Source organism: Microbulbifer sp. MKSA007 (assembly GCA_032615215.1).
Classification (GTDB): domain Bacteria; phylum Pseudomonadota; class Gammaproteobacteria; order Pseudomonadales; family Cellvibrionaceae; genus Microbulbifer.
In genome coordinates, this window is sequence record CP128433.1 from 1,975,286 (window position 1) to 2,000,197 (window position 24,912).

The 24,912-nt window shown below is 51.6% G+C and carries 19 protein-coding genes, 1 tRNA gene and 2 pseudogenes; 18 read left to right on the forward strand and 4 right to left on the reverse strand.

The annotated features are described in order from the left end of the window. Nucleotides 1-115 precede the first annotated feature (115 nt). From QT397_11655 to QT397_11710, 12 genes and pseudogenes are all read left to right on the forward strand, one after another. Entirely contained in the window at nucleotides 116-1,972 is a 1,857-nt protein-coding gene (locus tag QT397_11655; GenBank protein ID WNZ57952.1) for a beta-ketoacyl synthase, read from the forward strand. Between the two features lie 114 nt (nucleotides 1,973-2,086). Continuing rightward, nucleotides 2,087-2,182: pseudogene (locus tag QT397_11660) on the forward strand (helix-turn-helix transcriptional regulator). Between the two features lie 113 nt (nucleotides 2,183-2,295). Further along, nucleotides 2,296-2,631, forward strand: a complete 336-nt coding sequence (locus tag QT397_11665; protein WNZ57953.1) for a cupin domain-containing protein — start codon at nucleotides 2,296-2,298, stop codon at nucleotides 2,629-2,631. Nucleotides 2,632-2,930: 299 nt separating this feature from the next. Continuing rightward, nucleotides 2,931-5,087, forward strand: coding sequence for a fatty acid oxidation complex subunit alpha FadB (gene fadB / locus QT397_11670; GenBank protein WNZ57954.1), 2,157 nt, complete (start codon nucleotides 2,931-2,933; stop codon nucleotides 5,085-5,087). A gap of 11 nt (nucleotides 5,088-5,098) precedes the next feature. Continuing rightward, a complete protein-coding gene (fadA, locus tag QT397_11675; protein WNZ57955.1) occupies nucleotides 5,099-6,274 on the forward strand; it encodes an acetyl-CoA C-acyltransferase FadA in 1,176 nt (391 codons plus the stop codon). 182 nt (nucleotides 6,275-6,456) lie between these two features. Further along, a tRNA-Leu gene (locus tag QT397_11680) sits at nucleotides 6,457-6,541 on the forward strand. 184 nt (nucleotides 6,542-6,725) lie between these two features. Beyond that, nucleotides 6,726-8,039 (forward strand): trigger factor, encoded by a 1,314-nt coding sequence (tig, locus tag QT397_11685; GenBank protein WNZ57956.1) that lies wholly within the window; start codon nucleotides 6,726-6,728, stop codon nucleotides 8,037-8,039. Nucleotides 8,040-8,227: 188 nt separating this feature from the next. Further along, on the forward strand, nucleotides 8,228-8,869 hold the full coding sequence (gene clpP / locus QT397_11690; GenBank protein ID WNZ57957.1) for an ATP-dependent Clp endopeptidase proteolytic subunit ClpP: 642 nt from the start codon (nucleotides 8,228-8,230) through the stop codon (nucleotides 8,867-8,869). Between the two features lie 162 nt (nucleotides 8,870-9,031). Beyond that, the gene (gene clpX / locus QT397_11695; protein WNZ57958.1) at nucleotides 9,032-10,318 is read left to right on the forward strand and encodes an ATP-dependent Clp protease ATP-binding subunit ClpX; all 1,287 of its coding nucleotides are present in this window, start codon (nucleotides 9,032-9,034) and stop codon (nucleotides 10,316-10,318) included. A 266-nt stretch (nucleotides 10,319-10,584) separates the two neighbouring features. Then, nucleotides 10,585-12,988 (forward strand): annotated as a pseudogene (gene lon / locus QT397_11700) (endopeptidase La). 199 nt (nucleotides 12,989-13,187) lie between these two features. Then, complete coding sequence (locus tag QT397_11705; protein WNZ57959.1) at nucleotides 13,188-13,517, forward strand: HU family DNA-binding protein; 330 nt, start codon at nucleotides 13,188-13,190, stop codon at nucleotides 13,515-13,517. Nucleotides 13,518-13,636: 119 nt separating this feature from the next. After that, a complete protein-coding gene (locus QT397_11710; GenBank protein WNZ57960.1) occupies nucleotides 13,637-15,520 on the forward strand; it encodes a SurA N-terminal domain-containing protein in 1,884 nt (627 codons plus the stop codon). A gap of 79 nt (nucleotides 15,521-15,599) precedes the next feature. Here QT397_11710 and QT397_11715 read toward each other — a convergent pair whose 3' ends face one another. The 3 genes from QT397_11715 to gloB all read right to left on the reverse strand — a co-directional run bounded on the left by QT397_11715 (nucleotide 15,600) and on the right by gloB (nucleotide 18,137). Then, nucleotides 15,600-16,883 (reverse strand): LysM peptidoglycan-binding domain-containing protein, encoded by a 1,284-nt coding sequence (locus QT397_11715; protein WNZ57961.1) that lies wholly within the window; start codon nucleotides 16,881-16,883, stop codon nucleotides 15,600-15,602. A 101-nt stretch (nucleotides 16,884-16,984) separates the two neighbouring features. Then, on the reverse strand, nucleotides 16,985-17,161 hold the full coding sequence (locus QT397_11720) for a hypothetical protein (protein ID WNZ57962.1): 177 nt from the start codon (nucleotides 17,159-17,161) through the stop codon (nucleotides 16,985-16,987). 196 nt (nucleotides 17,162-17,357) lie between these two features. Next, nucleotides 17,358-18,137 (reverse strand): hydroxyacylglutathione hydrolase, encoded by a 780-nt coding sequence (gene gloB, locus QT397_11725; protein ID WNZ57963.1) that lies wholly within the window; start codon nucleotides 18,135-18,137, stop codon nucleotides 17,358-17,360. Nucleotides 18,138-18,291: 154 nt separating this feature from the next. On the opposite strand from gloB, the gene QT397_11730 reads away from it, so the two are divergent. The 4 genes from QT397_11730 (at nucleotide 18,292) to dnaQ (ending at nucleotide 20,301) form a co-directional block, all read left to right on the forward strand. After that, a complete protein-coding gene (locus QT397_11730) occupies nucleotides 18,292-18,810 on the forward strand; it encodes a methyltransferase domain-containing protein (GenBank protein ID WNZ57964.1) in 519 nt (172 codons plus the stop codon). Continuing rightward, the gene (locus QT397_11735; protein WNZ57965.1) at nucleotides 18,807-18,953 is read left to right on the forward strand and encodes a hypothetical protein; all 147 of its coding nucleotides are present in this window, start codon (nucleotides 18,807-18,809) and stop codon (nucleotides 18,951-18,953) included. Before QT397_11730 ends, QT397_11735 begins: the two co-directional genes overlap by 4 nt. Before the next feature lie 170 nt (nucleotides 18,954-19,123). Then, nucleotides 19,124-19,561, forward strand: a complete 438-nt coding sequence (rnhA, locus tag QT397_11740) for a ribonuclease HI (protein WNZ57966.1) — start codon at nucleotides 19,124-19,126, stop codon at nucleotides 19,559-19,561. A gap of 14 nt (nucleotides 19,562-19,575) precedes the next feature. Beyond that, nucleotides 19,576-20,301 (forward strand): DNA polymerase III subunit epsilon, encoded by a 726-nt coding sequence (gene dnaQ, locus QT397_11745; protein ID WNZ57967.1) that lies wholly within the window; start codon nucleotides 19,576-19,578, stop codon nucleotides 20,299-20,301. A gap of 116 nt (nucleotides 20,302-20,417) precedes the next feature. On the opposite strand, the gene nhaB is transcribed toward dnaQ, so the two are convergent. Further along, nucleotides 20,418-21,953, reverse strand: coding sequence for a sodium/proton antiporter NhaB (gene nhaB, locus QT397_11750; GenBank protein ID WNZ58536.1), 1,536 nt, complete (start codon nucleotides 21,951-21,953; stop codon nucleotides 20,418-20,420). Nucleotides 21,954-22,334: 381 nt separating this feature from the next. Here nhaB and QT397_11755 point away from each other — a divergent pair, with 381 nt between their 5' ends. Together QT397_11755 and nudC are read left to right on the forward strand one after the other, a co-directional pair. Then, nucleotides 22,335-24,041 carry a hypothetical protein gene (locus tag QT397_11755; GenBank protein WNZ57968.1) on the forward strand — a complete coding sequence of 569 codons (1,707 nt, stop codon included), beginning with the start codon at nucleotides 22,335-22,337 and terminating at the stop codon, nucleotides 24,039-24,041. Between the two features lie 14 nt (nucleotides 24,042-24,055). After that, nucleotides 24,056-24,871: an NAD(+) diphosphatase gene (gene nudC, locus QT397_11760; protein ID WNZ57969.1), complete on the forward strand. Its 816-nt coding sequence runs from the start codon at nucleotides 24,056-24,058 to the stop codon at nucleotides 24,869-24,871. The last annotated feature ends 41 nt before the right edge of the window (nucleotides 24,872-24,912 follow it).

Genomic DNA, 24,912 nt, shown 5'->3' on the forward strand with positions numbered 1-24,912 from the left:
ATTGGCCAAAACACTCAATTTTGCTGGCCAGTATGCCCATAACTGGACAGAATCGCCACCCCCTACACTCGCATCTCTTATTTTTATAGTGTTAAGTGCTTGGCTGGAGGTCAGGATGCAGCGCCTTCCCGTAATCACCGCATTCGGTGGATTCAACCCTGCTGGACGTAGTTCTTTCCATAGGGGGTACTCTCGCCTCGTGCTAGATAAGCTGGGTAAGGAAGAAAGGGATAGCACTCTTTCCGACCTGGCTGCCCTGATGGGCTTGCGTACCGGAGACAACGCTGAAGGCATTTTGGACCCTGCCCTTGAGCAGCAGGTGTTGGATGGTACTTTGGTGCGCGAGCTAGAGAGTCGCTATTACGACTACCGCAAGTGCCATTTCCATCAGTCTGCCCAACTCGCAAACCCCCAGGGCCTGACATTCGAAATTTCCACCCGGCAGCTTCCGCAGCCTGTGCCCGCTCATTGGCACTTGGAGCATATCCAGGGCGGCAGGGTTCGGGTCACCACAGCTGAGCTGTCAGTTTTGTTGGATAGCCACCGCGAGATAAGTGTGGCTGCTGCCGGCCAGCTCCCAACCGGATTTGAACCGGGCACTAAATATAACTCTCGATTTCACCCGAGGGGACTGCAGTTGGCCCTCTTGGGCGCATCAGATGCTGTGCAGTCTTTGGGGGTTGATTGGGATACCGTTGTATCTGCGGCTGGGCCGGGAAATATTTCACTCTATGCTGCCTCGGCAATGAGTCAACTGGACCCATTTGGCAACGGTGGTCTATTGCAGTCCCGCCTGCGAGGTGGTCGCGTAAGCTCTAAACAGTTAGCGCTTGGTCTAAATAGTATGCCAGCGGATTTTGTTAACGCTTATGTGCTCGGAAATGTCGGTTCTACTGGCGCTGTTGCCGGTGCTTGCGCAACCTTCCTGTACAACCTTCGCGCTGGCGTTGAAGATATTCGCTCGGGTAGGGCGCGGGTCGCTGTAATTGGTGCGGCTGAGGCGCCCCTTGTGCCTGAAGTTGTCGATGGCTACTCAACGATGGGTGCTCTTGCCACTACCGAGAATTTACGCAAGCTTTTCCCTGGTGAAATTGATTATCGACGCACCAGTCGCCCGTTCGGTGAGAACTGTGGTTTTACCTTGGGTGAGGGTACCCAGTGGGTCATCTTAATGGATGATACTCTGGCGCTTGAGTTGGGTGCTTCCGTATATGGTTCGGTTGCCGGTGTGTTTACCAATGCTGACGGTACAAAGAAATCGATTTCTGCGCCGGGTCCCGGGAATTACCTGACGATGGCCAGGGCAATGGCGGAGGCGCGGGCAATTGTGGGCGAGGATAGTTTGCGGCGTCGCAGCTTTGTGCAGGCCCATGGCTCCAGTACGCCGCAAAATCGGGTTACTGAGTCCGCTATTTTTGATCGTTTGGCCGGCGCATTTGGCATTGCCGAGTGGCCGATTTGTGCGGTCAAGGCCTTTTTGGGGCATACCGTCGCTTCAGCCAGTGGAGATCAGTTAGTTACAGCGTTAGGTGTATTTGATCGCGGCATACTCCCGGGAGTGACCACCGTTGATCACATCGCCGATGATGTTCATTGTAAGCATCTGGATATTTCCCTTGAGCATACCGATAGGGGCAGGGGTGCGCTTGATTTAGCGTTCTTAAACTCGAAAGGTTTTGGTGGAAATAATGCGACGGCAACAATTTTGTCCCCGCAGATCACAAAATCAATGATGGAAAAGCGTCATGGCAAGTCGGCCATTGTGGCGTCTCAAGCGTTGAACGAGAAGGTTGTAGAGCAGAGCGAAAAGTACAACACCAAGGCTTCTCGTGGTGAGCTTGATGTTATTTATCGATTTGGTGAGGGCATGATCAATGAAAGTGAGATCACTATCTCAGAAGAAGAAATTTGTTTACCCGGAATGCCGCCGGTGAAGCTGCCAAATGGAAATCCCTTTGAAGATATGGTGTGATTGGCTTTTACATAATGCCTCAACTTCGGTGATTTTTACCTGAGGGAGATTGCACAAAAGGAGCTAATGGGGAGCATGGATGATCCTGAAGAGGATGTTGGCGCCCGCTTGAAAATGGTGCGCCACATTTACGGTATCTCACAGAGGGAGTTGGCGAGACGGGCTGGGGTAACCAACGCAACAATTTCTTTTATTGAATTGGGAAAGGTTAGCCCTTCCGTAAGCTCCTTAAAAAAAATATTGGGCGCCATTCCTATGCCGCTAACCGATTTTTTTCCTTGGAAATATCGGGCGCAAAGCAAATTTTTTTTCGCGGAGATGAAGTGCCTGAGGTCGGTCACGGCTCTGTGTCCTGCCGTTTGTTTGGAGGGGCAAAAGCAAACTGCGGCATGTCGCTATTGTGGAAAGTATTTCCGGCTGGGGATGACACCGGCTTTTCTCTCGAATCTGCTGAGGGGGAGATTGGTGGGGTGGTTGTCAGTGGTGACCTGGAGGTTACGGTTGGCTCCGACTTTGCCCTGCTGAGTGCCGGTGATGGGTATTATTTTGATGCTCAGCGTCCGCACCGCTTTCGAAATACAGGTCGCTGTGACTGTGTAGTTGTCAGCGCAATGATGCCGGCTTATGGGCATCCCGACCTTCAAGAGCCCAATTCCTGAAAGGTGGTTTAGAAAAGAGGGAGTTCGTGCCAAGTGGCTGATAAGGCAGCACGATCCGAGATAGACTAGCCCAGCTTTAATTTCTCTCTGTTCGCAAACTGGCGAATTTCTGTACTTTGGCACTCCTGGTGCCACTCCATTTGTAAGAAATAGTATTCAAACAATCGTTTGAATCTGGCTATACTACGGCTGACCAAATTGGGCCTAAGTGTCACCGCGCTGTGCGGGGCGGCCCTTGGTTGCACAAAAATTCCGACCCCGGGCCCAGGATCGCGGCCCAGAATAAAAGAGGTCAATCAATGTTATTTAGTGGCAAAGCGCTCACGGTACAGATGCTGGACAACGGCATCGCCGAGCTCAAATTCGACCTGCAAGGCGAATCCGTCAATAAATTTAACCGTCAGACGGTTTCTGAATTCTCCCAAGCGCTGGATGCTATCGAAGCAGCGGATGGTGTAAAAGGTGTACTGCTGACCAGCGGTAAAGGCGTCTTCATTGTTGGTGCTGATATCACTGAGTTTGGTGGTGCCTTCTCTGCAGGTGCAGAGGGCGTTGCTGATCTGATGAATCAGAACAACGAAAATATCAACCGCCTGGAAGACCTTCCGGTACCGACTGCGGTAGCAATTAATGGCTACGCGCTTGGCGGTGGTTTTGAGGTATGTCTTGGCTGTGACTTCCGCCTGATGGGCGAAGAGGCCAAAGTTGGCCTTCCGGAAGTTAAGCTGGGTCTGATTCCGGGCTGGGGTGGCACTGTTCGCCTGCCGCGTGTAGTGGGTGTTGATGTTGCTGCTGAGTGGATTGCAGCGGGTAAGGAGCAGAAGCCTGCCGCCGCTCTGGAAGCTCACGCTGTCGATGCGGTTATCCCCACTGCCAAGCTCAAAGATGCAGCGGTCAAGCTGCTTGAGCGCGCTATTAATGGCGAGCTGGACTACAAAGCCATTCGCGAGCTGAAGAAATCTCCAATCCCCTTGAATGATACTGAAGCGCTAATGGCCTTCTTTACCACCAAGGCATTTGTGGGTCAGCAGGCGGGTAAAAACTACCCCTCTCCCGTAGCTGCGGTTGAGTCAATCGAGCAGGGCTACAAGCTGAGCCGTGATGAAGCGCTGAAAATCGAGCAGGAGAAGTTCATTTTCTGCGCGCAGACCGGCACTGCGAAGTCTCTGGTAGGGCTGTTCCTGGCTGACCAGGCAATTGGTAAAGTTGCCAAAGGTTGGGAGAAGAAGGCCGATAAGCCGATTGAGCGTGCGGCAGTATTGGGTGCTGGCATTATGGGTGGCGGTATCGCTTACCAGTCTGCCTACAAAGGCACTCCGATCAAGATGAAGGATATCGACCAGAAGGGTATCGATCTTGGTCTGAATGAGGCGAACAAGCTGCTGTCCAAGTTGGTTGATCGCAAGCGCCTGACCCCCGTCAAAATGGGTGAAGTGCTCAACCGTATCGAGCCTACCTTGAGCTACGATGGCTTCAACGATATCGATGTTGTTGTGGAAGCCGTGGTTGAAAATCCCAAGGTGAAGCACGCAGTATTGAAAGAAGTGGAAACCAAGGTAAGCGAAGACACTGTGATCGCTTCTAACACCTCCACTATTTCTATTAACCAGCTGGCTGAGCCGCTCTCTCGTCCGGAGAACTTCCTCGGTATGCACTTCTTCAACCCAGTGCACAAAATGCCGCTGGTTGAGGTGATTCGCGGAGAGAAAACTTCCGACACAGCTGTAGCTCGCGTTGTTGCCTACGCAAATAAGATGGGCAAGAAGGCTATTGTTGTACGCGACTGTCCTGGATTCCTGGTTAACCGCGTTCTCTTCCCTTACTTTGCCGGTTTCTCCATGCTGGTGCGCGATGGCGCTGACTTCCAGGCCGTTGACAAGGTGATGGAGCGTTGGGGTTGGCCGATGGGCCCCGCTTACCTGATGGACGTTGTCGGTATCGATACCGGTGTTCACGCAGAAAGCGTAATGGCTGAAGGCTTCCCCGATCGCATGGGTAAAACCTTTACCGCTGCTTCCGACGTTATGTATGAAGCGGGTCGTTACGGCCAGAAGAATAACAAAGGCTTCTACAACTACGAGCAGGACAAAAAAGGTCGCCCGAAGAAAGTGGCTACCGAAGAGTCCTACGAGCTGCTTAAGCCGCACGTTGCTGAACGTCGCGAGTTTGAAAAAGACGAAATTATCGAGCGCATGATGGTGCCTATGGCAACCGAGCTGGCTCGCTGCCTGGAAGAGGGTATCGTGGATTCCCCAGCTGAAGCTGATATGGCGCTGATCTACGGCATTGGCTTCCCTCCGTTCCGCGGTGGAATCTTCGCGTGGTTGGACAGCATTGGTCTGGATGAATTCGTGAAGATTGCCGATAAGTACGCCGATCTGGGTGAGTTGTACAAGCCGACCGATCGCATGCGTGAAATGGCCGCAAGTGGCAAAACCTACTACGGCGACAAGTAAGGAGAATAGCGATGAGTTTAAATCCTAGAGATGCCGTAATCGTCGACTACGCGCGTACGGCCATGGGTCGCTCGAAGAGTGGTGTATATCGCCATGTTCGCGCCGATGATATGTCCGCTGAGCTGCTGAAAAAGTTCATGCAGCGCAATGATAAGCTCGATCCCGCCGAGATCGATGACCTGATCTGGGGCTGTGTTATGCAGCGCGATGAGCAGGGCTTTAACGTAGCTCGCTTTATCCTGCTGCGCGCTGGTCTGCCACACACTATCCCGGCGCAAACCGTCAACCGCCTGTGCGGCTCCTCTATGTCCTCCCTGCATACTGCAGCTGCCAACATCCAGGCTGGCGTTGGCGATGTGTACGTTGTGGGTGGTGTTGAGCACATGGGTCACCTGAACATGATGGAGCATGTTAGCCCCAACCCAATGCTGGGTCGCTATATGGCTAAAGCTGCCGGCTCCATGGGTATGACTGCTGAATACTTGGCGATGATGCACGGTATCCAACGTCAGCAGATGGATGAGTTCGGTGCACGCTCTCACCATCGCGCTGCTGAAGCTACCAAGGCTGGCAAGTTCAATCGCGAAATTATCGCTATTGAAGGTCATGACGATGACGGCGTACCTTTCCTGGTTGAGACGGATCAAACCATCCGTCCGGACACCACCGTGGAAGGTCTGGCTCAGCTGAAGCCGGCATTCGATCCGAAGCACGGTCAGGTAACAGCTGGCACCTCCTCTCAGATCACTGACGGTGCCTCTGTGATGCTGGTAATGTCTGCTGAGCGCGCTCAGGCTTTGGGTATGACTCCTATTGCCCGCGTGAAAGAAATGGCGCTGGCTGGCGTTGATCCGTCCATTATGGGTTATGGCCCGGTGCCCTCTACCAAGAAGGCGCTCAAGAGAGCGGGTCTAACTGTTGGCGATATCGACAAGTTTGAGCTGAATGAGGCATTTGCGGCGCAGGCGCTGCCGGTGCTGAAAGACCTGGATCTGCTTGAGCAGATGGATGAGAAGGTCAACCTGTACGGTGGCGCTATTGCCCTGGGCCACCCCTTCGGCTGCTCTGGCGTGCGCATTACTGGCACCCTGCTGAGCGTTATGCAGAATGAGGGCGGCAACCTGGGTGTGTCTACCATGTGTATCGGTCTGGGGCAGGGTATTACCACTGTTGTAGAGCGAGTCTAAGGAAATTAGACCCCGAAAAAAGGCGCCTTTGAGGCGCCTTTTTTTATTTTATGAGAAAAGTGTTCAGTAAAGTGTTGAAGACCCCAAAATGCTGTGGCACAATCTGCACCCCTTGTCGCGATGGGCTCTAAAAAAGTAGCGAAAGCGCTTAAATATCAAAGAGTTAGCGGCAGGTTCGATTTGGGGACGTGGTGAAATTGGTAGACACGCCAGATTTAGGTTCTGGTGCCGAAAGGTGTGGGAGTTCGAGTCTCCCCGTCCCCACCAAATTAAAAGCCTTGAAGTCCGTGTGACTTGCCCTGGAGGGGTGGGTGCGGGCTTCTTGTGTATTTGGCGGCAGCACAAAAGTATTGTTTTGGTGCTGGGCCACGAGGTTGCTGACTAAGTCTCGGTGACCCGGTATTCGTTGGCGCTGCGGCGCGATTACAGAGATAGTCTCACGAGGATAAACATGCAGGTTTCCATCGAAACTACTTCCGGTCTGGAGCGTCGCTTAACGGTCAACTTGCCGGCAGAAATTGTCGACAAAGAAGTGGATAAGCGTCTCCAGCAGGCTGCTAAGACTGTTCGCATCAATGGCTTCCGCAAAGGCAAGGTGCCGATGAAGGTTGTTCGTCAGCGCTTTGGCGCCGGCGTTCGTCAGGAAGTTCTGGGTGAGGTAATGAGCCGTTCTTTCTACGAAGCGGTACAGAAGGAAGAGGTTAAACCTGCCGGCCAGCCTAGCATCGAAGCCAAGCAGACTGCTGCTGGCGAAAATCTGGAGTACGTTGCTACTTTCGAGGTTTACCCTGAAGTTGAACTCGCTGATCTGGCTGAGATCGCTGTAGAGCGTCCTGTTGCAGAAGTTACTGATGCTGACGTGAAGAACATGATCGATGTTCTGCGTAAGCAACAGTCTTCCTGGAAAGATACCAAGCGCAAAGCTCAAAAGGGCGATCGTGTTGTTATCAACTTTGTTGGTCGCAAAGACGGCGAAGAGTTTGAAGGTGGCAAGGCCGAAGGTCACCAGTTGGTACTGGGTTCCGGCCAGATGATCCCTGGCTTCGAAGAAGGCATTCTGGGCATGAAGCCCGGTGAAGAGAAAGACATTGATCTGACCTTCCCGGAAGATTACCAGGCAGAAGAGCTTCGCGGTGCTGCTGTTACCTTTAATATCAAGGTGACTTCTTCCGAGAAGCCTGAACTTCCCGAGCTGAACGAAGAGTTCTTCAAAGCTTACGGTGTTCAGGAAGGTGGCGAAGAGAAGTTCCGTGAGGAAGTTCGCAACAACATGCAGCGTGAGCTGAAAAATGCCGCTCTGAACAAAGTTAAGACCCAGATCATGGATCAGCTGTTCGAGAAGCATCCAGTTGAGCTGCCGTCCGCTCTGGTTGCCAGTGAAGTAACTACCCTGCGTGGTCAAATGGTTCAGCAGTTTGGTGGTCAGATCAAGGCTGAAGATGCCGAGCGCATGTTGCCTGATACTATGTTCGAAGAGCAGGCAAAACGCCGTGTAGTTCTCGGTCTGGTAGTCGGTGAGATTGTTAAGCAGAATGAACTTTCTGTTGATGCCGATCGCGTAAAGGCGAAAGTTGAAGAGCTGGCTTCTACCTACCAGCAGCCGCAAGAAGTGGTTGACTATTACTACAGCAACCGTGAGCTGCTGTCTGGTGTTGAGTCTGTTGTACTGGAAGACCAGGTTGTTGATCACGTACTGGCTTCAGCTAAAGTATCTGAAGTTGACAGCAGCTACGACGAAGTGATTAAGCCGCAAAAACAAGGCTAATCTCTCACTTCATTCAGGTGTAAGGTGGCGTCCGCTCAAGCGTGACGCCCCTACATCTCCTTCCTTTTTACCGGCTGGCTTTCTCTCGCCTGACCGGTTAAGCTCTGAAAACCAAATTTTTCAGCATGGGCATATGATGCCTATTCGCTGGCCTGCCGAATACGCCACAAAAGGAAGCAATGGTACCTATGGCACGAATTGATTTTCCAAAAGCTTCGATAGAGCCCTCAGCATCAGGTTTAGTTCCCATGGTGGTAGAACAAACCGCCAGAGGGGAGCGCTCATTTGATATTTATTCTCGCCTGTTAAAAGAGCGTGTGATCTTCCTGGTCGGGCCTGTAGAAGACCACATGGCCAATCTGGTTGTTGCGCAGCTGCTTTTCCTCGAGGCAGAAAATCCGGATAAGGATATTCACCTCTACATTAATTCACCGGGCGGCTCGGTAACTGCCGGCATGTCTATCTATGACACCATGCAGTTCATTAAGCCTGATGTCAGCACTATGTGCATTGGGCAGGCCTGTAGTATGGGCGCCTTCTTGTTGACTGCCGGTGCTGAAGGCAAACGCTTCGTAACACCAAACTCCCGTGTGATGATTCACCAGCCCAGCGGTGGGGCCCAAGGGCAGGCGAGCGATATCCACATTCACGCCCAGGAAATTCTCAAGATTCGTCATCGTTTGAATGAGCTCATGGCGCATCACTCTGGACGTCCAGTCAGTGATATTGAGAGGGATACAGAGCGCGACAACTTTATGAGCGCCGATGAAGCCAAGGAATATGGCTTGGTCGATGATGTATTGTCTCGCCGACAGGCATTCGATAAGTAGATTTTTCTACATTAAAAGTTTGCCGGAGGCGGATTTCAGCGAAAGTTGGTTTTTTTGACAGGCTGGCTTTCGTTGGGACTTGAAAATCACGCCAAAAGGCAGCATCTTGCTGGGTAAGCTGAATTTAGGGCCCTGGCCGGCCAGTGACGACGGAGTATTTTGATGACCGACAAAAGCAGCGGAGAAGACAGCGGAAAATTGCTGTACTGCTCTTTCTGTGGCAAAAGCCAACAGGAAGTGCGGAAGTTAATCGCTGGGCCGTCAGTCTTTATCTGCGATGAATGTGTCGAGCTGTGTACCGACATTATTCGTGAAGAAGTACAAGAGACTGCGGAGGGGCCTGAAGGGCGCCTGCCGACACCCCGTGAGATTACTGAAATCCTCGATCAGTATGTGATTGGGCAGGAGAGAGCCAAGCGTGTGCTGGCTGTCGCCGTATACAATCACTACAAGCGTCTGCGCACCAAGTCTGGTGTTAAAAGTAAGGATGAAGTAGAGCTCAGCAAGTCTAATATTTTACTGGTAGGCCCAACCGGTAGTGGTAAAACCCTTCTTGCCGAGACCCTGGCTCGCCTGCTCAATGTTCCTTTCACTATTGCCGATGCAACCACCCTGACCGAAGCTGGTTATGTGGGTGAGGATGTTGAGAATATCATCCAGAAGCTTTTGCAGAAGTGTGATTACGATGTAGAAAAAGCCCAGCAGGGTATCGTCTATATCGATGAGATCGACAAAATTTCGCGCAAGTCAGACAACCCTTCAATTACCCGTGATGTGTCCGGTGAAGGTGTGCAGCAAGCACTACTGAAGTTGATTGAAGGCACTGTGGCGTCTGTGCCGCCGCAGGGTGGACGCAAGCATCCGCAGCAGGAATTCTTGCAGGTCGACACCTCCAATATCCTGTTTATTTGTGGCGGCGCTTTTGCGGGGCTGGATAAGGTTATCCGCGATCGCTCGGAGAAGGGTGGAATTGGTTTCAGTGCAGAGGTTAAATCGAAGGATGGCACCAGTAATTTTGGTGAGATCCTGCGCGACCTGGAGCCTGAAGATCTGGTTCGTTACGGACTGATCCCGGAGTTTGTTGGCCGCCTACCGGTGACCGCAACTTTGGAAGAGTTGGACCGTGAGGCTCTGGTGCAGATTCTCACCGAGCCACGCAACGCTTTGACCAAACAGTACGCAAAACTGTTTGAGATGGAAGATGTAGAACTGGATTTCCGCCCCGATGCGTTGGATGCAGTTGCCACCAAGGCAATGGAACGGAAAACAGGCGCCCGTGGCCTGCGCTCTATCATGGAGTCTGTATTGTTGGAGACCATGTATGACATCCCGTCCACAGATAATGTGGTGAAAGTTGTGATTGACGAGGCGGTCATTAAAGGCGAATCAGCCCCGCTGCTGGTTTATGAGAGTGAGTCCCAGCCGCAGAAGGCGGCGCCGGAAGAGTAGCTCAAATCCCACCTCAAAAAGCCCCAATATTGGGGCTTTTTTTATAATTTTTTCTGATTACCCGGGTATCTAACTACCTGTCTGGGTATTCCTGGCTCGAATAGCACTCTTAGCTCGGCACAAATTGGTCGCGAGATTAGACTTGTATTTCGGGCCCTTCCCCCCATTACTAGCATCTGAAGGGCGGTGGCCCAGGTTAAGCTGTCAATTCCAACAGCAGCATGATGCCGCGCCAAATACCCAGTGATAGGGCCGAGAGGAGTTCTATGGATCAGTCATCCGACACCACACTTGAATATCCGTTGTTGCCATTGCGCGATGTTGTTGTTTACCCCCATATGGTGATCCCGCTTTTTGTCGGCAGGGAAAAGTCCATAGAGGCCCTGGAAGAGGCCATGCGCAGGGATAAGCAGGTATTGCTTGTGGCGCAGCGAAAGGCATCTGAGGATGACCCAGGTGCAGACGATATCTATCGCGTGGGCACTATTGCCAGTGTCTTGCAGTTACTCAAACTCCCCGATGGCACTGTGAAGGTGCTGGTAGAAGGGGGAGCGCGTAAATATCCACGAAGTGATGGAGAGGGAGAACCATTTCGAGGCGACCGTTTCGCCGATGGAAACGCAGGAGTTGCCGGAAGGCGAAGCAGATGCCCTTGTGCGCTCTGTGATGTCTCAGTTTGAACAGTACGTTTCTGTAAGTAAGAAAGTCCCCAATGAGGTTATTACCTCTCTGTCGGGAATTGATGAACCTGGCCGCTTGGCAGATACCATTTCTGCGCATATGTCCCTTGAGTTGGCTCAGAAGCAAGAGCTTCTGGAGACTCTCAGTGTTAAAGAGCGTTTGGAGCATTTGCTGGGCCTTATGGATGCTGAAATCGACCTGATCCAGGTGGAAAAACGCATTCGTGGGCGTGTGAAAAAGCAGATGGAGAAAAGCCAACGCGAGTACTATCTCAATGAGCAGATGAAGGCGATTCAAAAAGAATTGGGCGAGATCACCGAAGAGCCCAATGAAATTGAAGAGCTGGAAAACAAAATTGCCGAATCCGGCATGAGTGCGGAGGCAGAGAAGAAAACCCGCGCTGAGCTGGCTAAATTGAAAATGATGTCGCCTATGTCTGCGGAAGCTTCGGTTTTACGCAGTTATATCGACTGGATGTTGAGCCTGCCCTGGAAAAAAGCCAGCCGGGTGAGACACGATTTGGTTAAAGCCGAGGAAATTCTCGAGAAAGAACACTACGGCTTGGAAGAGGTTAAAGAGCGGATTCTGGAATACCTCGCAGTACAGAAGCGAGTGAAGAAAGTGAAAGGGCCGATCTTGTGCTTGGTTGGGCCTCCCGGGGTGGGTAAAACCTCCCTCGGTCAATCTATCGCCCGAGCAACAAATCGTCAGTATGTGCGTATGGCCCTGGGCGGCGTTCGTGATGAAGCTGAGATTCGCGGGCATCGACGCACTTATATTGGCTCATTGCCGGGCAAGCTGATTCAGAAAATTTCGAAAGTTGGAGTGAAGAATCCCCTGTTCCTGCTCGACGAAGTCGACAAAATGGGGATGGATCAGCGCGGCGATCCCGCCTCAGCGCTTCTTGAGGTTTTGGATCCGGAGCAGAATAAAACCTTCAATGATCACTACTTGGAAGTGGATTACGACCTTTCCGATGTGATGTTTGTCTGCACCTCTAACTCAATGAATATTCCAGGCCCGTTGCTGGATCGTATGGAAGTTATTCGAATCCCCGGTTATACCGAGGACGAAAAACTGAATATTGCTCAGCGTTATCTTGTGCCGAAGCAGCGCAAGGCCAACGGCCTTAAAGATGATGAGCTGGATCTCTCTGATGACAGTATCCGAGATATTGTCCGCTACTACACCCGTGAAGCAGGTGTGCGTGGCCTGGACCGGGAGATTGCCAAGATCTGCCGCAAGGTAGTAACGGAGCACGTTCGCAATCCTTCAGAGAAGAAGGCTGTAATACAGCCAGAGCAACTTGAAGAGCTTCTCGGTGTTCGCAAGTTTGATTTTGGCCGCGCAGAAGAAGAGGACAAAATCGGAATTGTTACCGGTCTCGCCTGGACCGAGGTGGGTGGTGAGCTTCTTAACATTGAGGCTTCAGCTGTGCCGGGCAAAGGGCGCATGATCAAAACCGGCTCCCTTGGCGATGTTATGCAGGAGTCTATCCAGGCGGCCTTGACGGTTGTGCGTTCGCGCTCCCAGGCACTGGGAATAGGTCCGGACTTCCACGAGACTCGCGATATTCATATCCACGTGCCTGAAGGTGCCACCCCCAAAGATGGCCCTTCGGCGGGTATTGCCATGTGCACCGCTTTGGTGTCTGTACTGACGGATATTCCCGTTCGCTCAGATGTGGCGATGACTGGAGAAATTACTCTGCGTGGAGAAGTTTTAAGAATTGGTGGTCTTAAAGAAAAGTTATTGGCAGCGCATCGGGGCGGTATAAAAACTGTACTGATTCCTGCTGATAATGAGCGAGACCTGAAGGATATTCCCGATAATATTCTCCAGGACTTGGTAGTTAGGCCCGTTAAGTGGATCGATCAGGTACTTGAGCTGGCGCTCGAACACAAGCCTGAATCCCTGTCTGATGAAGAGTATTCCGCCTTACAGAAAAAGGCAGAGGAGCGCTCGCAGCGAGGAATCCAAACTCACTGACTCTTGTAAAGGGGTGACTTTTGTCGCCCCTTTACAACTTGCAAGGCCAAAACTTCGCCAATCAGGCTATCTACGCTGCTTGAAAAGTGTGCATCTGCCCGGAAACCCGCATGGTTCCTTGACCCGCTTCTGGGCAGTTGGTATAAAACGGGGCTTATTGCCCGGCGCGTAAATTGCCGAAGGCTAAAAAATTTAAAGTATGGGTGTCTTTTGTAGACCACCCGAAGCATATTTAAAAAGAACAGAGGGATTAAGCGTGAATAAGTCCGAACTGATTGAAGCAATTGCCGCATCTGCAGATATTCCAAAAGCAGCAGCTGGCCGTGCTTTGGACGCAATGGTTGATAGCATCACTGATGCCCTAAAAAAAGGTGATCAAGTTGCCCTCGTTGGCTTTGGTACCTTTGCTGTGAAAGAGCGTGCAGCTCGTACTGGTCGCAATCCTCGCACTGGCGATCCCATTGAAATCGCTGCGGCAAAAATTCCTAACTTCAAGGCCGGTAAAGCCCTGAAAGACGCTGTAAACTAAGTTTTCAGCAGGCTTTGAGACTTTGTAAAAGAGTCTGAATGTCAAAGAGGCGTGTCAGTTGGGATACGCCTTTTTTGTATCTGATAGTAGTTAAAAACAATTAATTTTCGGAGCTGAGCATGCTTCAGTCCATGCGTGACAACCTGAAAGGGACAGCCGCGATTATTGTCGCAGCCTTTTTCGGTTTTATTATGGTCATTGGGGGAATTGATTTCTTCACCGGTGCCAGTGGAGGTGCTGCCGATGCGGTAGCCGAGGTTAATGGCGAAAAAATTACAAACTTGGATTTGCAACGCGCAATTCAAAATCGCCGCAATATGATCATTAGTCAGTACGGCGAAGATGTGCCCGCTGATTTAATCAGCGATGAGCAGTTGCGTGAGCCAGTTTTACGCCAGTTGGTTTCCAGTGCTGTGATGCGCCAAGCTGCTCAGGACAGTGGTATGGTGATGAGCTCTGCGGCGGTCGACAGAGCGATCGTGGGAATTCCGGCTTTTCAGGTGAACGGCAGTTTTGATCCGCAAATGTACCGCGATGCTTTGCGTCGTATGGGGTATAGCCCTGCAGGCTTCCGCCAGATTATGGAAAATGATATGGCGCTGGAGCAGTACGCAAACAGTGTTGTTGAAAGTGCTTTTACTACCCAGGCGGATGCAGAGCAGATTGTTGCGGCCTCTATGGAAGAGCGTGATTTTGATTACGTGGTGATGCCAGTTGAAGGCCTGCTAGCAGAGACTCAGGTTTCGGATGCTGAAGTAGAACAGTACTACCAGGAGAATCAAGGGCAATACCAGCGTCCAGAGCAGGTGGCGGTTGAGTATATTGAGCTAACTCCTGAAGTATTTGCCGGTAACATTGATATTTCTGAAAGCGATGTTCGCGCTCAGTACGAGCAAGAGCTGAAAGGTTTCGCATCGGAACTTCGCCGTCGAGCTGCACATATTTTGCTTGAAGAAGCTGACGCAGAAAAAATTGCTGAGATTCAGAGCAAACTGGATGCCGGCGAAGATTTCGCCGAGTTGGCAAAGACTTACTCCCAAGACGTAGGCTCTGCGGAGGAAGGCGGTGAGTTGGGTTACACCACAGGTGATGTATTCCCAGAGGCATTCGAGCAGGCCTTGGCCGCGCTGGAAGTGGGTCAGGTTTCTGCTCCAGTGACCACCGATAGTGGAACTCACTTTATCAAGTTGTTGGAAGTAGAGCAGAGTGAACCGCCGAGCTTCGAAGAGCAAAAAGTGGCGATCGAAAAGCGACTGCGTGCGTCCGTTGCCGAGCGCGAGTTTGTTGATGCCTTGTCCCGTCTTGCCGATCTGGCATACAACGCGGATAACCTGGCTGAGCCCGCTGAAGAGTTGGGTGTTCCCCTGAAGACTGCCAATCTGTTTTCGCGCGAGAGCGCATCTGGCGTCCTTTCTAACGGGCAGGTTATCGAGGCTGCTTTCTCTGTGGAAGTGAAGGAAGATGGCAATACTTCAGATGTGATCAACCTGAACAATGAGCACTCTGTCGTTTTGCGGGTCACCGACTCTAAGCCCGCGGGTACCTACCCTCTGGAAGAGGTTCGCCAGCAAATTGTTGACCGTTTGAAGCGTGATAAGGCCAGTGAGCAATTGGCTAAGCAAGCGGAAGAGCTTAAAGAGAAGCTCGCTACTGGTACTAGTTTTGCAGAACTGGCAGAAGCGCAAGGTTTAACCCTGGAGACCAGTGATAAAACTCGCCGCGGTGGTTTTGCTCAGCGCGGTGAGATTAATGCCAAGGCATTTGCATTGCCTGCACCATCTGCTGGCAAAGATGAAGTGACCAGCTTCGCTACAAATAATGGTGATCTGGTAGTTCTCGATCTGCGCAGCGTGCGCCCGGGCGAACTGTCCAAGCAGAGCAAAGAGCAGCGTCAGGCACTGATGCAGCAATTGGCCTCTGTAAATGGTGGGGCAGAGTTAGCAGCTATCCAGCGCTACTTGTCCGATCAGGCAAAAATCGATCTGGCCTCTTCTGCCGAGTAACGGTTGTTATTGAGCCATAAAAAAACCCGGCAATTGCCGGGTTTTTTTATGGCTAACTCCCTGTAGGGTAGGGTGCGCTTTAAGTGTTGCTGGCACTATCCACAAATAAGGTTAAGCGCTGTCCGGGTTGTAAATACTTGGACTTGTTTATCTTATTCCAGCGGAGAATATCATCGATTTCGATACTGAATTTATTGGCTATCCGATATAGAGAGTCGCCGCTGCGTACCCGGTAAGAAACCTTGCGGGTAGTGCGGTTGTTCTCTGATACTGCGGGGGAGCCGTTGTAAGCCACCAGGGTGCGTCCAGGGCGCAGGGTGTCTCCCGGTGCCATGCTGTTCCAGCTGGCCAGTTGCTTTACGGTCACATCCAGCTTGCGTGAAATCCCCCAAAGGCTGTCGCCAGGGCGTACAGTGTAATTAACTTTCTGGCCCTTGCCAGAAGACTGCTTGCGTTTAACTCGCTGATCGAGTGCGTAGGCATACTGTCCCGCGGGGCCCGATGCGCTGGGGATTAACAGTGTTTTACCGGCGCGAATATTATTGCTGCGTAGTTTGTTTGTTTCGCGTATCGCTCCGACGGTGGTCTGGTAGCGTCGAGCGATAGTGGAAAGGGTGTCGCCTCGGGCAATGGTGTAGCGCTGCCAGCTTACCCTCTCTTCCTTGGGAAGTTGTGCCAGGGCGCTCTCAAACTTTTCCTGGGTCTCTATTGGAATCAGTAGTTGGTGGTTTCCGTTGGGGTCGGTTGCCCAGCGGTTATAGCCTGGGTTCAGTAGGTACAGCTCTTCTATCTCAATTTCTGCAAGTTCCGCAGCTTGGGCCAGATCGATCTGACTGCCTACATCGACACGGGCGTAGTAGGGCTCATTGGAGACATCATGCAGTGGGATTTTGTAATGGTCCGGGCGGGATATAACCTCCGCCAGAGCCAGCAGCTGGGGTACATAGCGCTTGGTTTCCCGCGGCAGTTTGAGATCCCAATAACTGGTGCCAAGCCCGTTGCGACGATTGCGCTCTACGGCTCTGCGAACCGTTCCCTCACCGGCGTTGTAAGCAGCGAGTGCCAGCTCCCAGTCCCCATCAAAGCGATCGTGTAGGTAGTTGAAGTACTTTGCCGCAGCCTGGGTGGATTCATGGACATCGCGGCGTCCGTCATACCACCAGTTTTGCTCGAGCCCGAAAGAGCGCCCGGTGGCCGGGATAAACTGCCACATACCGGAAGCCCGGGCGTGGGAGTAGGCGAAGGGGTCGTATGCACTCTCGACAATGGGGAGCAGCGCTAATTCAAGTGGGAGATTTGCCTGTTCCAGCTGTTCTGCAACATGGAAAATATAGCGACGAGAGCGCTCCGTTACCCGAGCCATATAGCCCTCGTTGCGGGCGAAGTAAGCAATATATTCCTTAACCTTGGGGTCGCTGGTGTGGTGATCCAGGGCGAACCCCTGACGAAGTCTTGCCCAGATGTCTACGGGGGAGGGACCGCTTCAGAGGGTTCGTGTTTTTTAACAGCTCGGTCACTCGCGACAGAGGTTTCCTCTGCAGGGATATTTTCAGTTTCAGGCGCAGAGGCCTGTTCCGGTAATTGCGAGCAGGCCCCTACCGTAGCGGCTAGTAATGCTACGGCAAAATTCTTGTGAACCATGTGTGATATCCGCGAGTCTTTCTTGTAATTCATCCTGACGCATTTCAGAACAATTATTGGTAAAGCGCCAGGCATTTGGTCAATTACTTTCGATTCTAATTAGGCAAATTAGTTTCGGTCAATATTGACGGTTAAAAAGTATGCGAATTGCTAGTTTATCACCCAGCCTGAGAGGAGTTTAGGTGAAGTTGGGCGTTTAGAAGTTGTCCTTCCAGCCGCGCAAGCTCGCAAAAATATCTACGTTATCGCTTCCGTCATTTAACTCCGGTCTCGAATTGATAGCTGTCTGCCTAACTTCCGGATACTGACAGCGAAGAAATGGGTTGGTGTCTAGCTCAAGGGCGATAGTTGAAGGCAAAGTTGGCTTGTTTTCTACTCTCAAGGCTTTGCACTGAGCAACCCTTGCCTCAATGGCTTGATTGTTAGGCTCTACCGCTTGGGCAAACTTCAGGTTGGCGAGTGTGTACTCGTGTGCAGGATAAACAAAAGTTGCGGCGGGTAATTTACTGAGCTTTTGCAGAGAATGGTACATCTGCTCTGGAGTGCCTTCGAACAACCTGCCGCAGCCAGCGGAAAAAAGAGTGTCACCACAAAAAAGGTGTAATTGTTCACCGCCTGCTGCTGTGGTTTCATTCAAAACCAAAGCTAAGTGGTCTAGAGTGTGCCCCGGAACAGCGTGTACCTGGAAGGGCATGCCAAGGACCTGTAAGGAATCTCCACCGGCAATGGGGTGAGTGACACCAGGTATGTGCTCGGGGCCATAGACAGGGCACTGGTACTGGTGGCAAAGCGTTTCGATGCCACCGGTATGGTCATAGTGGTGATGAGTAATGAGAATGCCGCTGAGCCTGGTCCCCTCTAGGGCCTTTTCTACTGGCACAGCATCACCAGGGTCGACTACCCAGTGCTGGCCATCTTTTTGCAGGTGCCAGATATAGTTGTCATTAAAGGCGGGGATTGGCGTGATGGATAGCATAATCGAATCGTCTTTTCGCTGAATAGCAGAACAATATCATGGAAGGCGTGAGACGGTGTGAATTGTTACCTGAGGACTGGTTTACTTAGAGTAAGGCCCTGGAAACATCGCCCGAGTGTAGAATTGAATAGCTGTTAGATTGATCAATGGAGATATGATGACCGGAAAGAGCAGGCCTGGTAATGATGAGGAGCAATCCCCTCTTGGCAAGGTCTGCCCAGCGCTATCCCATTGGTTTTCCAGTTCGCTGGGAGAGGAGATTCTCTCGCAACAGCTGGCGTTGGCCCAACCCTTAGTGGAGGGCTTTTTCGGTTACCACTTTCTACAGGCCAGTGTGACCCAGTCCGTTGACTTTGGCGCCTCCAGCCGTATCAATCATCGTTTTCGATTGGGGGCAACTTCTGAGCAGGGCGGGGCTGCGATAGTGGAGTTCGAGCAACTGCCCCTCCCCGCCGATTCAATCGATGTAGTACTGCTGCATCACCTTTTGGACTTTTCCAGTCATCCCCACCAAGTATTGAGAGAGGCGGCCAGGGTTTTGATACCCGGTGGTCATATGCTGCTAATCGGGTTTAACCCGTTTTCCTTGCTCGGCTTGTCCCGCCTGCTATTTTCCAGGGGGCTTACCAGCGCGGAAATCAACTGCGTGCTGCTCGAATTGCCGACTGGATGAATCTGTTGGACTTGCAGGCTGAGAGGGTAGATCGCGGCTTCTTCCGCTTGCCATTACAGCAAAAGGAATTGCTTTCCAAGACGGCTTGGATGGAGCGCCTTGGCTCCCGCTTGCACTTGCCATGGGGGGCTTTTACATCATAGTCGCCCGCAAAGAAGTGGCACGTGTTCGCACTATTAAAATCAATTGGCGGGCCGAGAGAAAGCCCGCTTTGGTTGCCACCCCGTCGAGCCCTCGCGTTGCAGCACGCGGGAAGCATCAAAAGCGCTGATTTCGCTGAAAATCGGCCCCATATCTAATTTTGGCGTAAGTTTTGAAACAAATTACTATCTATACAGATGGCGCTTGTCGCGGTAATCCTGGTCCCGGCGGTTGGGGTGCCCTGTTGGTGTACGGTGAGCGGGAGAAAGAGTTGTTTGGTGGGGAGGCGCATACCACCAATAATCGTATGGAATTGTTAGCTGCAATCAAAGCTCTGGAGGCTCTTAAACAGCCGTGCAAAGTTGATTTACATACTGACTCACAGTACCTGCGCCAGGGCATTACCGGCTGGATTAACAACTGGAAAAAGAACGGTTGGAAAACGGCGAGTAAGAAGCCTGTCAAAAATGCAGACCTATGGCGGCAGTTGGATGAGAGCGTCTCCCAGCATGATGTGGAGTGGCACTGGGTTAAAGGTCATGCCGGCCACCCAGGCAATGAGCGGGCCGATCAGTTGGCAAATCGCGGCGTCGATGAGCTGGAGTCCTGAGGGGAATATTGCATATGCGTCAAGTGGTTCTCGATACAGAGACAACAGGTCTCGATCCCAAAAGCGGCCATCGTATTATTGAAATTGGTTGCGTAGAGCTGGTTAACCGGAAGTTGACTGGCCGTCACTATCACCAGTACATCAACCCGCAGCGACAAGTGGAAGATGGGGCTATTGAGGTCCATGGAATTACTAATGAATTCCTGGCGGACAAACCCGTATTCGCTCAAGTCGCCGATGAATTTATGACCTTCTGTGAAGGTGCAGAGCTGGTTATTCACAACGCGCCCTTCGATGTCGGTTTTATTGATGCTGAGCTGAGGCTGCTGGGTAATCCGCGCTGGCGCAATGTCAATGCGCATTGTGGGGTTTTGGATACCCTGACAATGGCCCGGGAAAAGCACCCTGGGCAGAAAAACAATCTGGACGCCCTTTGTAAGCGCTACTTTGTCGATAACTCCCAGCGGGATTTGCACGGCGCATTACTGGATGCGGAGATTCTTGCCGACGTCTACCTGATGATGACCGGTGGCCAAACCGATTTGGTGTTGGCACAGGGTGATTCCTCGGAAGGGGAGGAAGGTAAGAAGGCGGAAAATGATGTGGCGGGTGAAGCCATTCGTCGCTTATCGGCAGATCGCGCGCCCCTGCTAGTAGCGCGTGCTACGCCACAGGAAGCTGAAGCGCATCAATCGATGCTAGGTTTGCTGGAGAAATCAGCGGGCAAACACTTCTGGTAGCACATCAATGAAGAGGTGTTCTCTTTAACCTTGATGTTTATTGTGCTTTTCTTTTTCTGAGTGGGTGGGAATTATCAATCCCCACCCATCCAGATAGTCTCTAATACAAGCTCTCTTTAGATCGCGTAGACCACGCAAATCAAAGCAACAATACTCAGTACGATGGTGTAGGGCAGAGCCATGATCACCATGCGGCCATAAGATAGGCGTATGAGAGGTGCCAGGGCCGATGTCAGCAGGAACAAAAATGCAGCTTGTCCATTGGGAGTGGCAACGCTGGGTAGGTTGGTTCCGGTATTGATGGCAATGGCCAGCTTGTCAAAATGTTCTCGGGTAATGTCGCCTGCAGTGAGGGCAGCTTTAACTTCGTTAATATAAACCGTTGCCACAAAAACATTGTCGCTAATCATCGACAAGATACCGTTTGCCATGAATAGCAATCCTGGCTGCTGTTCGGGCTTTTGTGCGAGAACGAAGTTGGTTACAGGCTCGAATAGGTGTTGCTGGTGAATCACTGCAACAATTGCAAAGAAAACCACGAGCAGTGCAGTAAATGGCAGTGCCTCTTCAAACGCGTGGCCGATTCTAGCTTCTTGAACAACGCCGTTAAACGAGGTCAGAAGTACAATAATCATCAGGCCAATGATACCGACTTCGGCAACATGAAATGCCAGGGCAAAAACCAGAACCACAGCGACAATGCCCTGAATCCACAGCTCGGCAACCTGAGCCGAGGTGCGCTTCTTTTCTTCCTCTTTGGAAAAATTAACCAGTACCTCACGTACGGCGCTAGGGAGCTGGGCTCCATAGCCAAACATTTTAATTTTCTCTAAAAAGAAACAAGTAACTAGGCCGGCAAAGAATGTTGGAATGGTTACTGGGGCCATCTGCAGGAAAAACTGTACAAATTCCCACCCGGCTTTCTCAGCGATCAGTAGGTTTTGCGGTTCTCCAACCAAGGTGCAAACACCACCGAGAGCAGTGCCTACGGCGCCATGCATGATCAGGCTGCGAAGGTAGGCTCGAAACTGGTCCAAGTCTTCGCGGTGATACTCCACGACATGCTCATCGTTGGAGTGGTCGTGGTCGTTGTGGTGGTGTGGCTGCTGGGAGGCGACCCGGTGATAGACTGAGTAAAAGCCTACGGCAACCGCAATCAGAACAGCAGTTACGGTCAAGGCATCTAAGAATGCTGACAGTACTGCAGATACAGCACAGAAAAGTAGTGACAGCAGAGATTTTGAATTCACATTAATCAAAATTTTAGTGAATACAAATAGAAGCAGGCTCTTCATGAAGTAAATGCCGGCCACCATAAACATTAGCAGCAGAATAACTTCGATATTCTCAACTACCTCGTGGTAGACGGCATCGGTGCTTGTCATACCCATCAATACGGCTTCAATTGCGAGTAGTCCGCCGGGTTGAAGTGGGTAACACTTCAGGGCCATCGCCAGGGTAAAAATGAATTCACCAATAAGGACCCAGCCTGTTACAAAAGGCCCCGATACATACAGTATTAATGGGTTGAGAAGCAAAAAGGCGGCTATGGTCAATTTGTACCAGTCAGGCGCTTCGCCGAGAAAATTTTCGGCAAAGGCGCGACCAAATCCGCCGCCGGATGCCGCAATGGTGTTGTTGTAAGTGTTCATCATTTACTTCCTTGGTTAACCCATTGGTGTGGGTCAAAATGGAATCTTTGGGAATCGGCGGTGTATGCGAAATAGATACCTGAGCTCAATTATCGCTGCGTGCTTCCCCGGGTTTATTGTGCACAGATTGATTGGTTTTTGTTCTTTAACACAAAAAAATGTACAGCTTTAAACTTGAAAGTAGCAAACGCTACTGGGTTTTCCGGAAAATTCAAGTAATTTAGGGGCTTCAGCCCCGCCGCCAGGTTATTTGTCGATTATTCGGTGGAAATTGTTTGGCGAAAGGTGGACTCTTTTATTTATTGGGGTAAATTGCCCTTAATGAGGCCAGAATCATCCTGATCTGGTTGTTTTTTGTTCGATTATAGGAAGAATGCAGCGGTGCAGCCAAAGACTGAATTGCGCAAGATCAATATCACTTCTGTCAATGTAGTGAAGGATGAGCTGGTAGCTACCATCGATAATGCCGCCTCACACTTGGATAAATTTGCCGCGGATACTTCCCAAAAGCAGGCTCTCGAACAGAGTTTGGCTGCACTCAGGCAGGTTAGTGGAGTATTGCAGATGGTGCAGCTCCAGGCAGCTGAGCTCCTCGCCCAAGAGAAAATCAAAGCGCTTACAGAGGTGTTAGAGGAGAGACAGAGCGCCTCAGAAGAACTGATGGAAGCGCTGGGCACAGGTTTTTACGTAATGGGACGCTACTTGGATTTTGTCCAAAGTCGTGCCATTGCCCGTCCAGAATTGCTGATTCCCTATATCAATAATTTGCGTGCGGCCCGGTCTCAGCCCCCTGTGCCGGAAAGTCATTTTTTCCGTTGTAACTTGGAGGGGGCTGTGCCTGGTGCAGGGGCTTCTGCGGTAATGTCGGAAGACTTGAATAGTTTTGTTCGCCGATTCCGCCATATGTACCAGGTTGGTTTGTTGGCTCTGTTGCGAGGTAAACCTCGGGGCCCAGCGTACACGATGATGTCTCGCGCCCTTGAGAGAATCGCAAGCATCACCATGGGGCGCCCAAATGGGCGTTTATGGGTGGTAGCAGGGGCGGCACTTGCAGGCATGGCCTCCCAGGAAATGCGCATCAGTCGATCCCGGGTGATGGTTTTCAGTATGTTTGATCGCTGGCTGCGAGCATTACAAAAAGAGTGTGATACAGCTTTAGATCAGCCTGCGCCACCGATTTTGCTGAAAGAGTGCCTCTATTGGCTGACTCTTTCCAAGCCCGAGGGCTTTGGTGGCAAGTTGCTGGAGGCCTTCTCCGCAGAGCCTCTTGATTACAGCGAAGAGGAATTAGAGCGGGAGCGAGCCACCCTTGGAGGCCCCGGCGCCACGGCAATTACCGCAGTTGCTAACGCCTTAGAGGAGGAGTTGTCCGGTGTGCGCCGGATGTTGGATGACGCTGAGTTAATTGGTACTACTACCTTGGATGCAGAAGATGGCCTCGCTTCTTCTCTACAGAGAGTGGCCGGTACCTTGCAGATGCTCAATTTTAAGCGGGTTGGAGAGAGTCTGCGCAGCGCGGTTGCGGAATACCAGAGTGCCTCCGGCGCGGGTGGTTCCATAGCGGACAGCGCACTGCAAAAACTGACAGGCCAGGTGTTGATGGTCGATAGCACGGTAAGAGCGCTCAAGCAGAGTACTTCTATTGATCTGGATGAATACGGTCATGCGGATATTGCCTTTGAGCACAGCCAGCTGGCGGAAGCGGAAGTGGCTGTACTTAAAGAGGCTGAAGCCGGTTTGGCGTTGATTAAGAGAGCGCTGGCGGCCTATGCAGAGTCCGACTTTGATCATGGCCATATTCGCAATGTTTCCACTACTTTGAACTCAGTGCGCGGAGGCTTGATCGTTCTCAACTTAAGTAGAGCGGCGGCCGTAGTTGAAGGTTTGCTGAACTTTGTTGAAACTGTTATCGACCGTCATGATGCCGGCCCTGAAGTAGAGCAATCTTTACATATTTTTGCCGATGCGATTATCAGCCTTGAGTACTACCTGGGAGAGGTAAAGCTGCATAGGCAAGCAGATATTCAATCCCTCAGTCTCGCTATCGAAAGCTTGACTGCTCTGGGTTATCCCGTTGAGGCCGCATAATTAAGGAGGTCTCCTTGGTAGATACGTTTGTCCCAGCAGGTAATGTGTGGGCAGTACCGGAATTTTCCCAGCATATCCTGATTGCTGATGGGCTGATTCTCTGCCGAGGAGATTTTTTCCTCCACGACGCCCAGGTATTGGTAGCAGAGGCTGTTCAATCCAGCCACTATTTGGGAGAGCTAAGTGGGCGGGCGTGTGGTGTCCACGTTTTGTCTCGCCAGGTTGAAATTGCCGGCTATGAATGGCGAAACCTGCGCAGCCTGCTGACTTTGGTTGAGGAGCCGATGTTTGCATTGGCTGGGCGGGCGCTACAGATTTCCCATTGGGATAGCCAACATCGATTTTGCGGTCGTTGTGGCACTCCCACCATCTATCACTCTAATGATCGCGCTCGCACCTGCCCGGCTTGTGATCTTACTGTCTACCCCAGAATCTCCCCCTGTGTAATTATGCTTGTTACACGGGGAGATGAGTGTCTCTTAGCTCGTCATGCCTCGCGTCGAAATGCAACTTATACGGCCCTCGCTGGGTTTATAGAGCCCGGTGAGAGTGCAGAACAAGCGCTGGTGCGTGAAGTCTATGAGGAAGTGGGGCTCAAAGTGGGTGCCCTGGAGTATGTGGGGAGCCAATCCTGGCCTTTTCCCGGGCAGTTGATGATCGGGTATTTGGCGGAGTGGCAAGGTGGGGGATTGTGCTTGGACCCCAATGAGATAGAAGAGGCAAACTGGTTCCACTACAGTTCATTGCCAGCTATACCGCCCATACAAACCCTGTCCGGCCGCTTGATCCACACTTTTGTCGAAAAGGCTGCAGCGAAGAACCGCCCGTAAGGTTGGTTTAAAGATGTTGCGCAGTATCAGGGAGTAGAAAT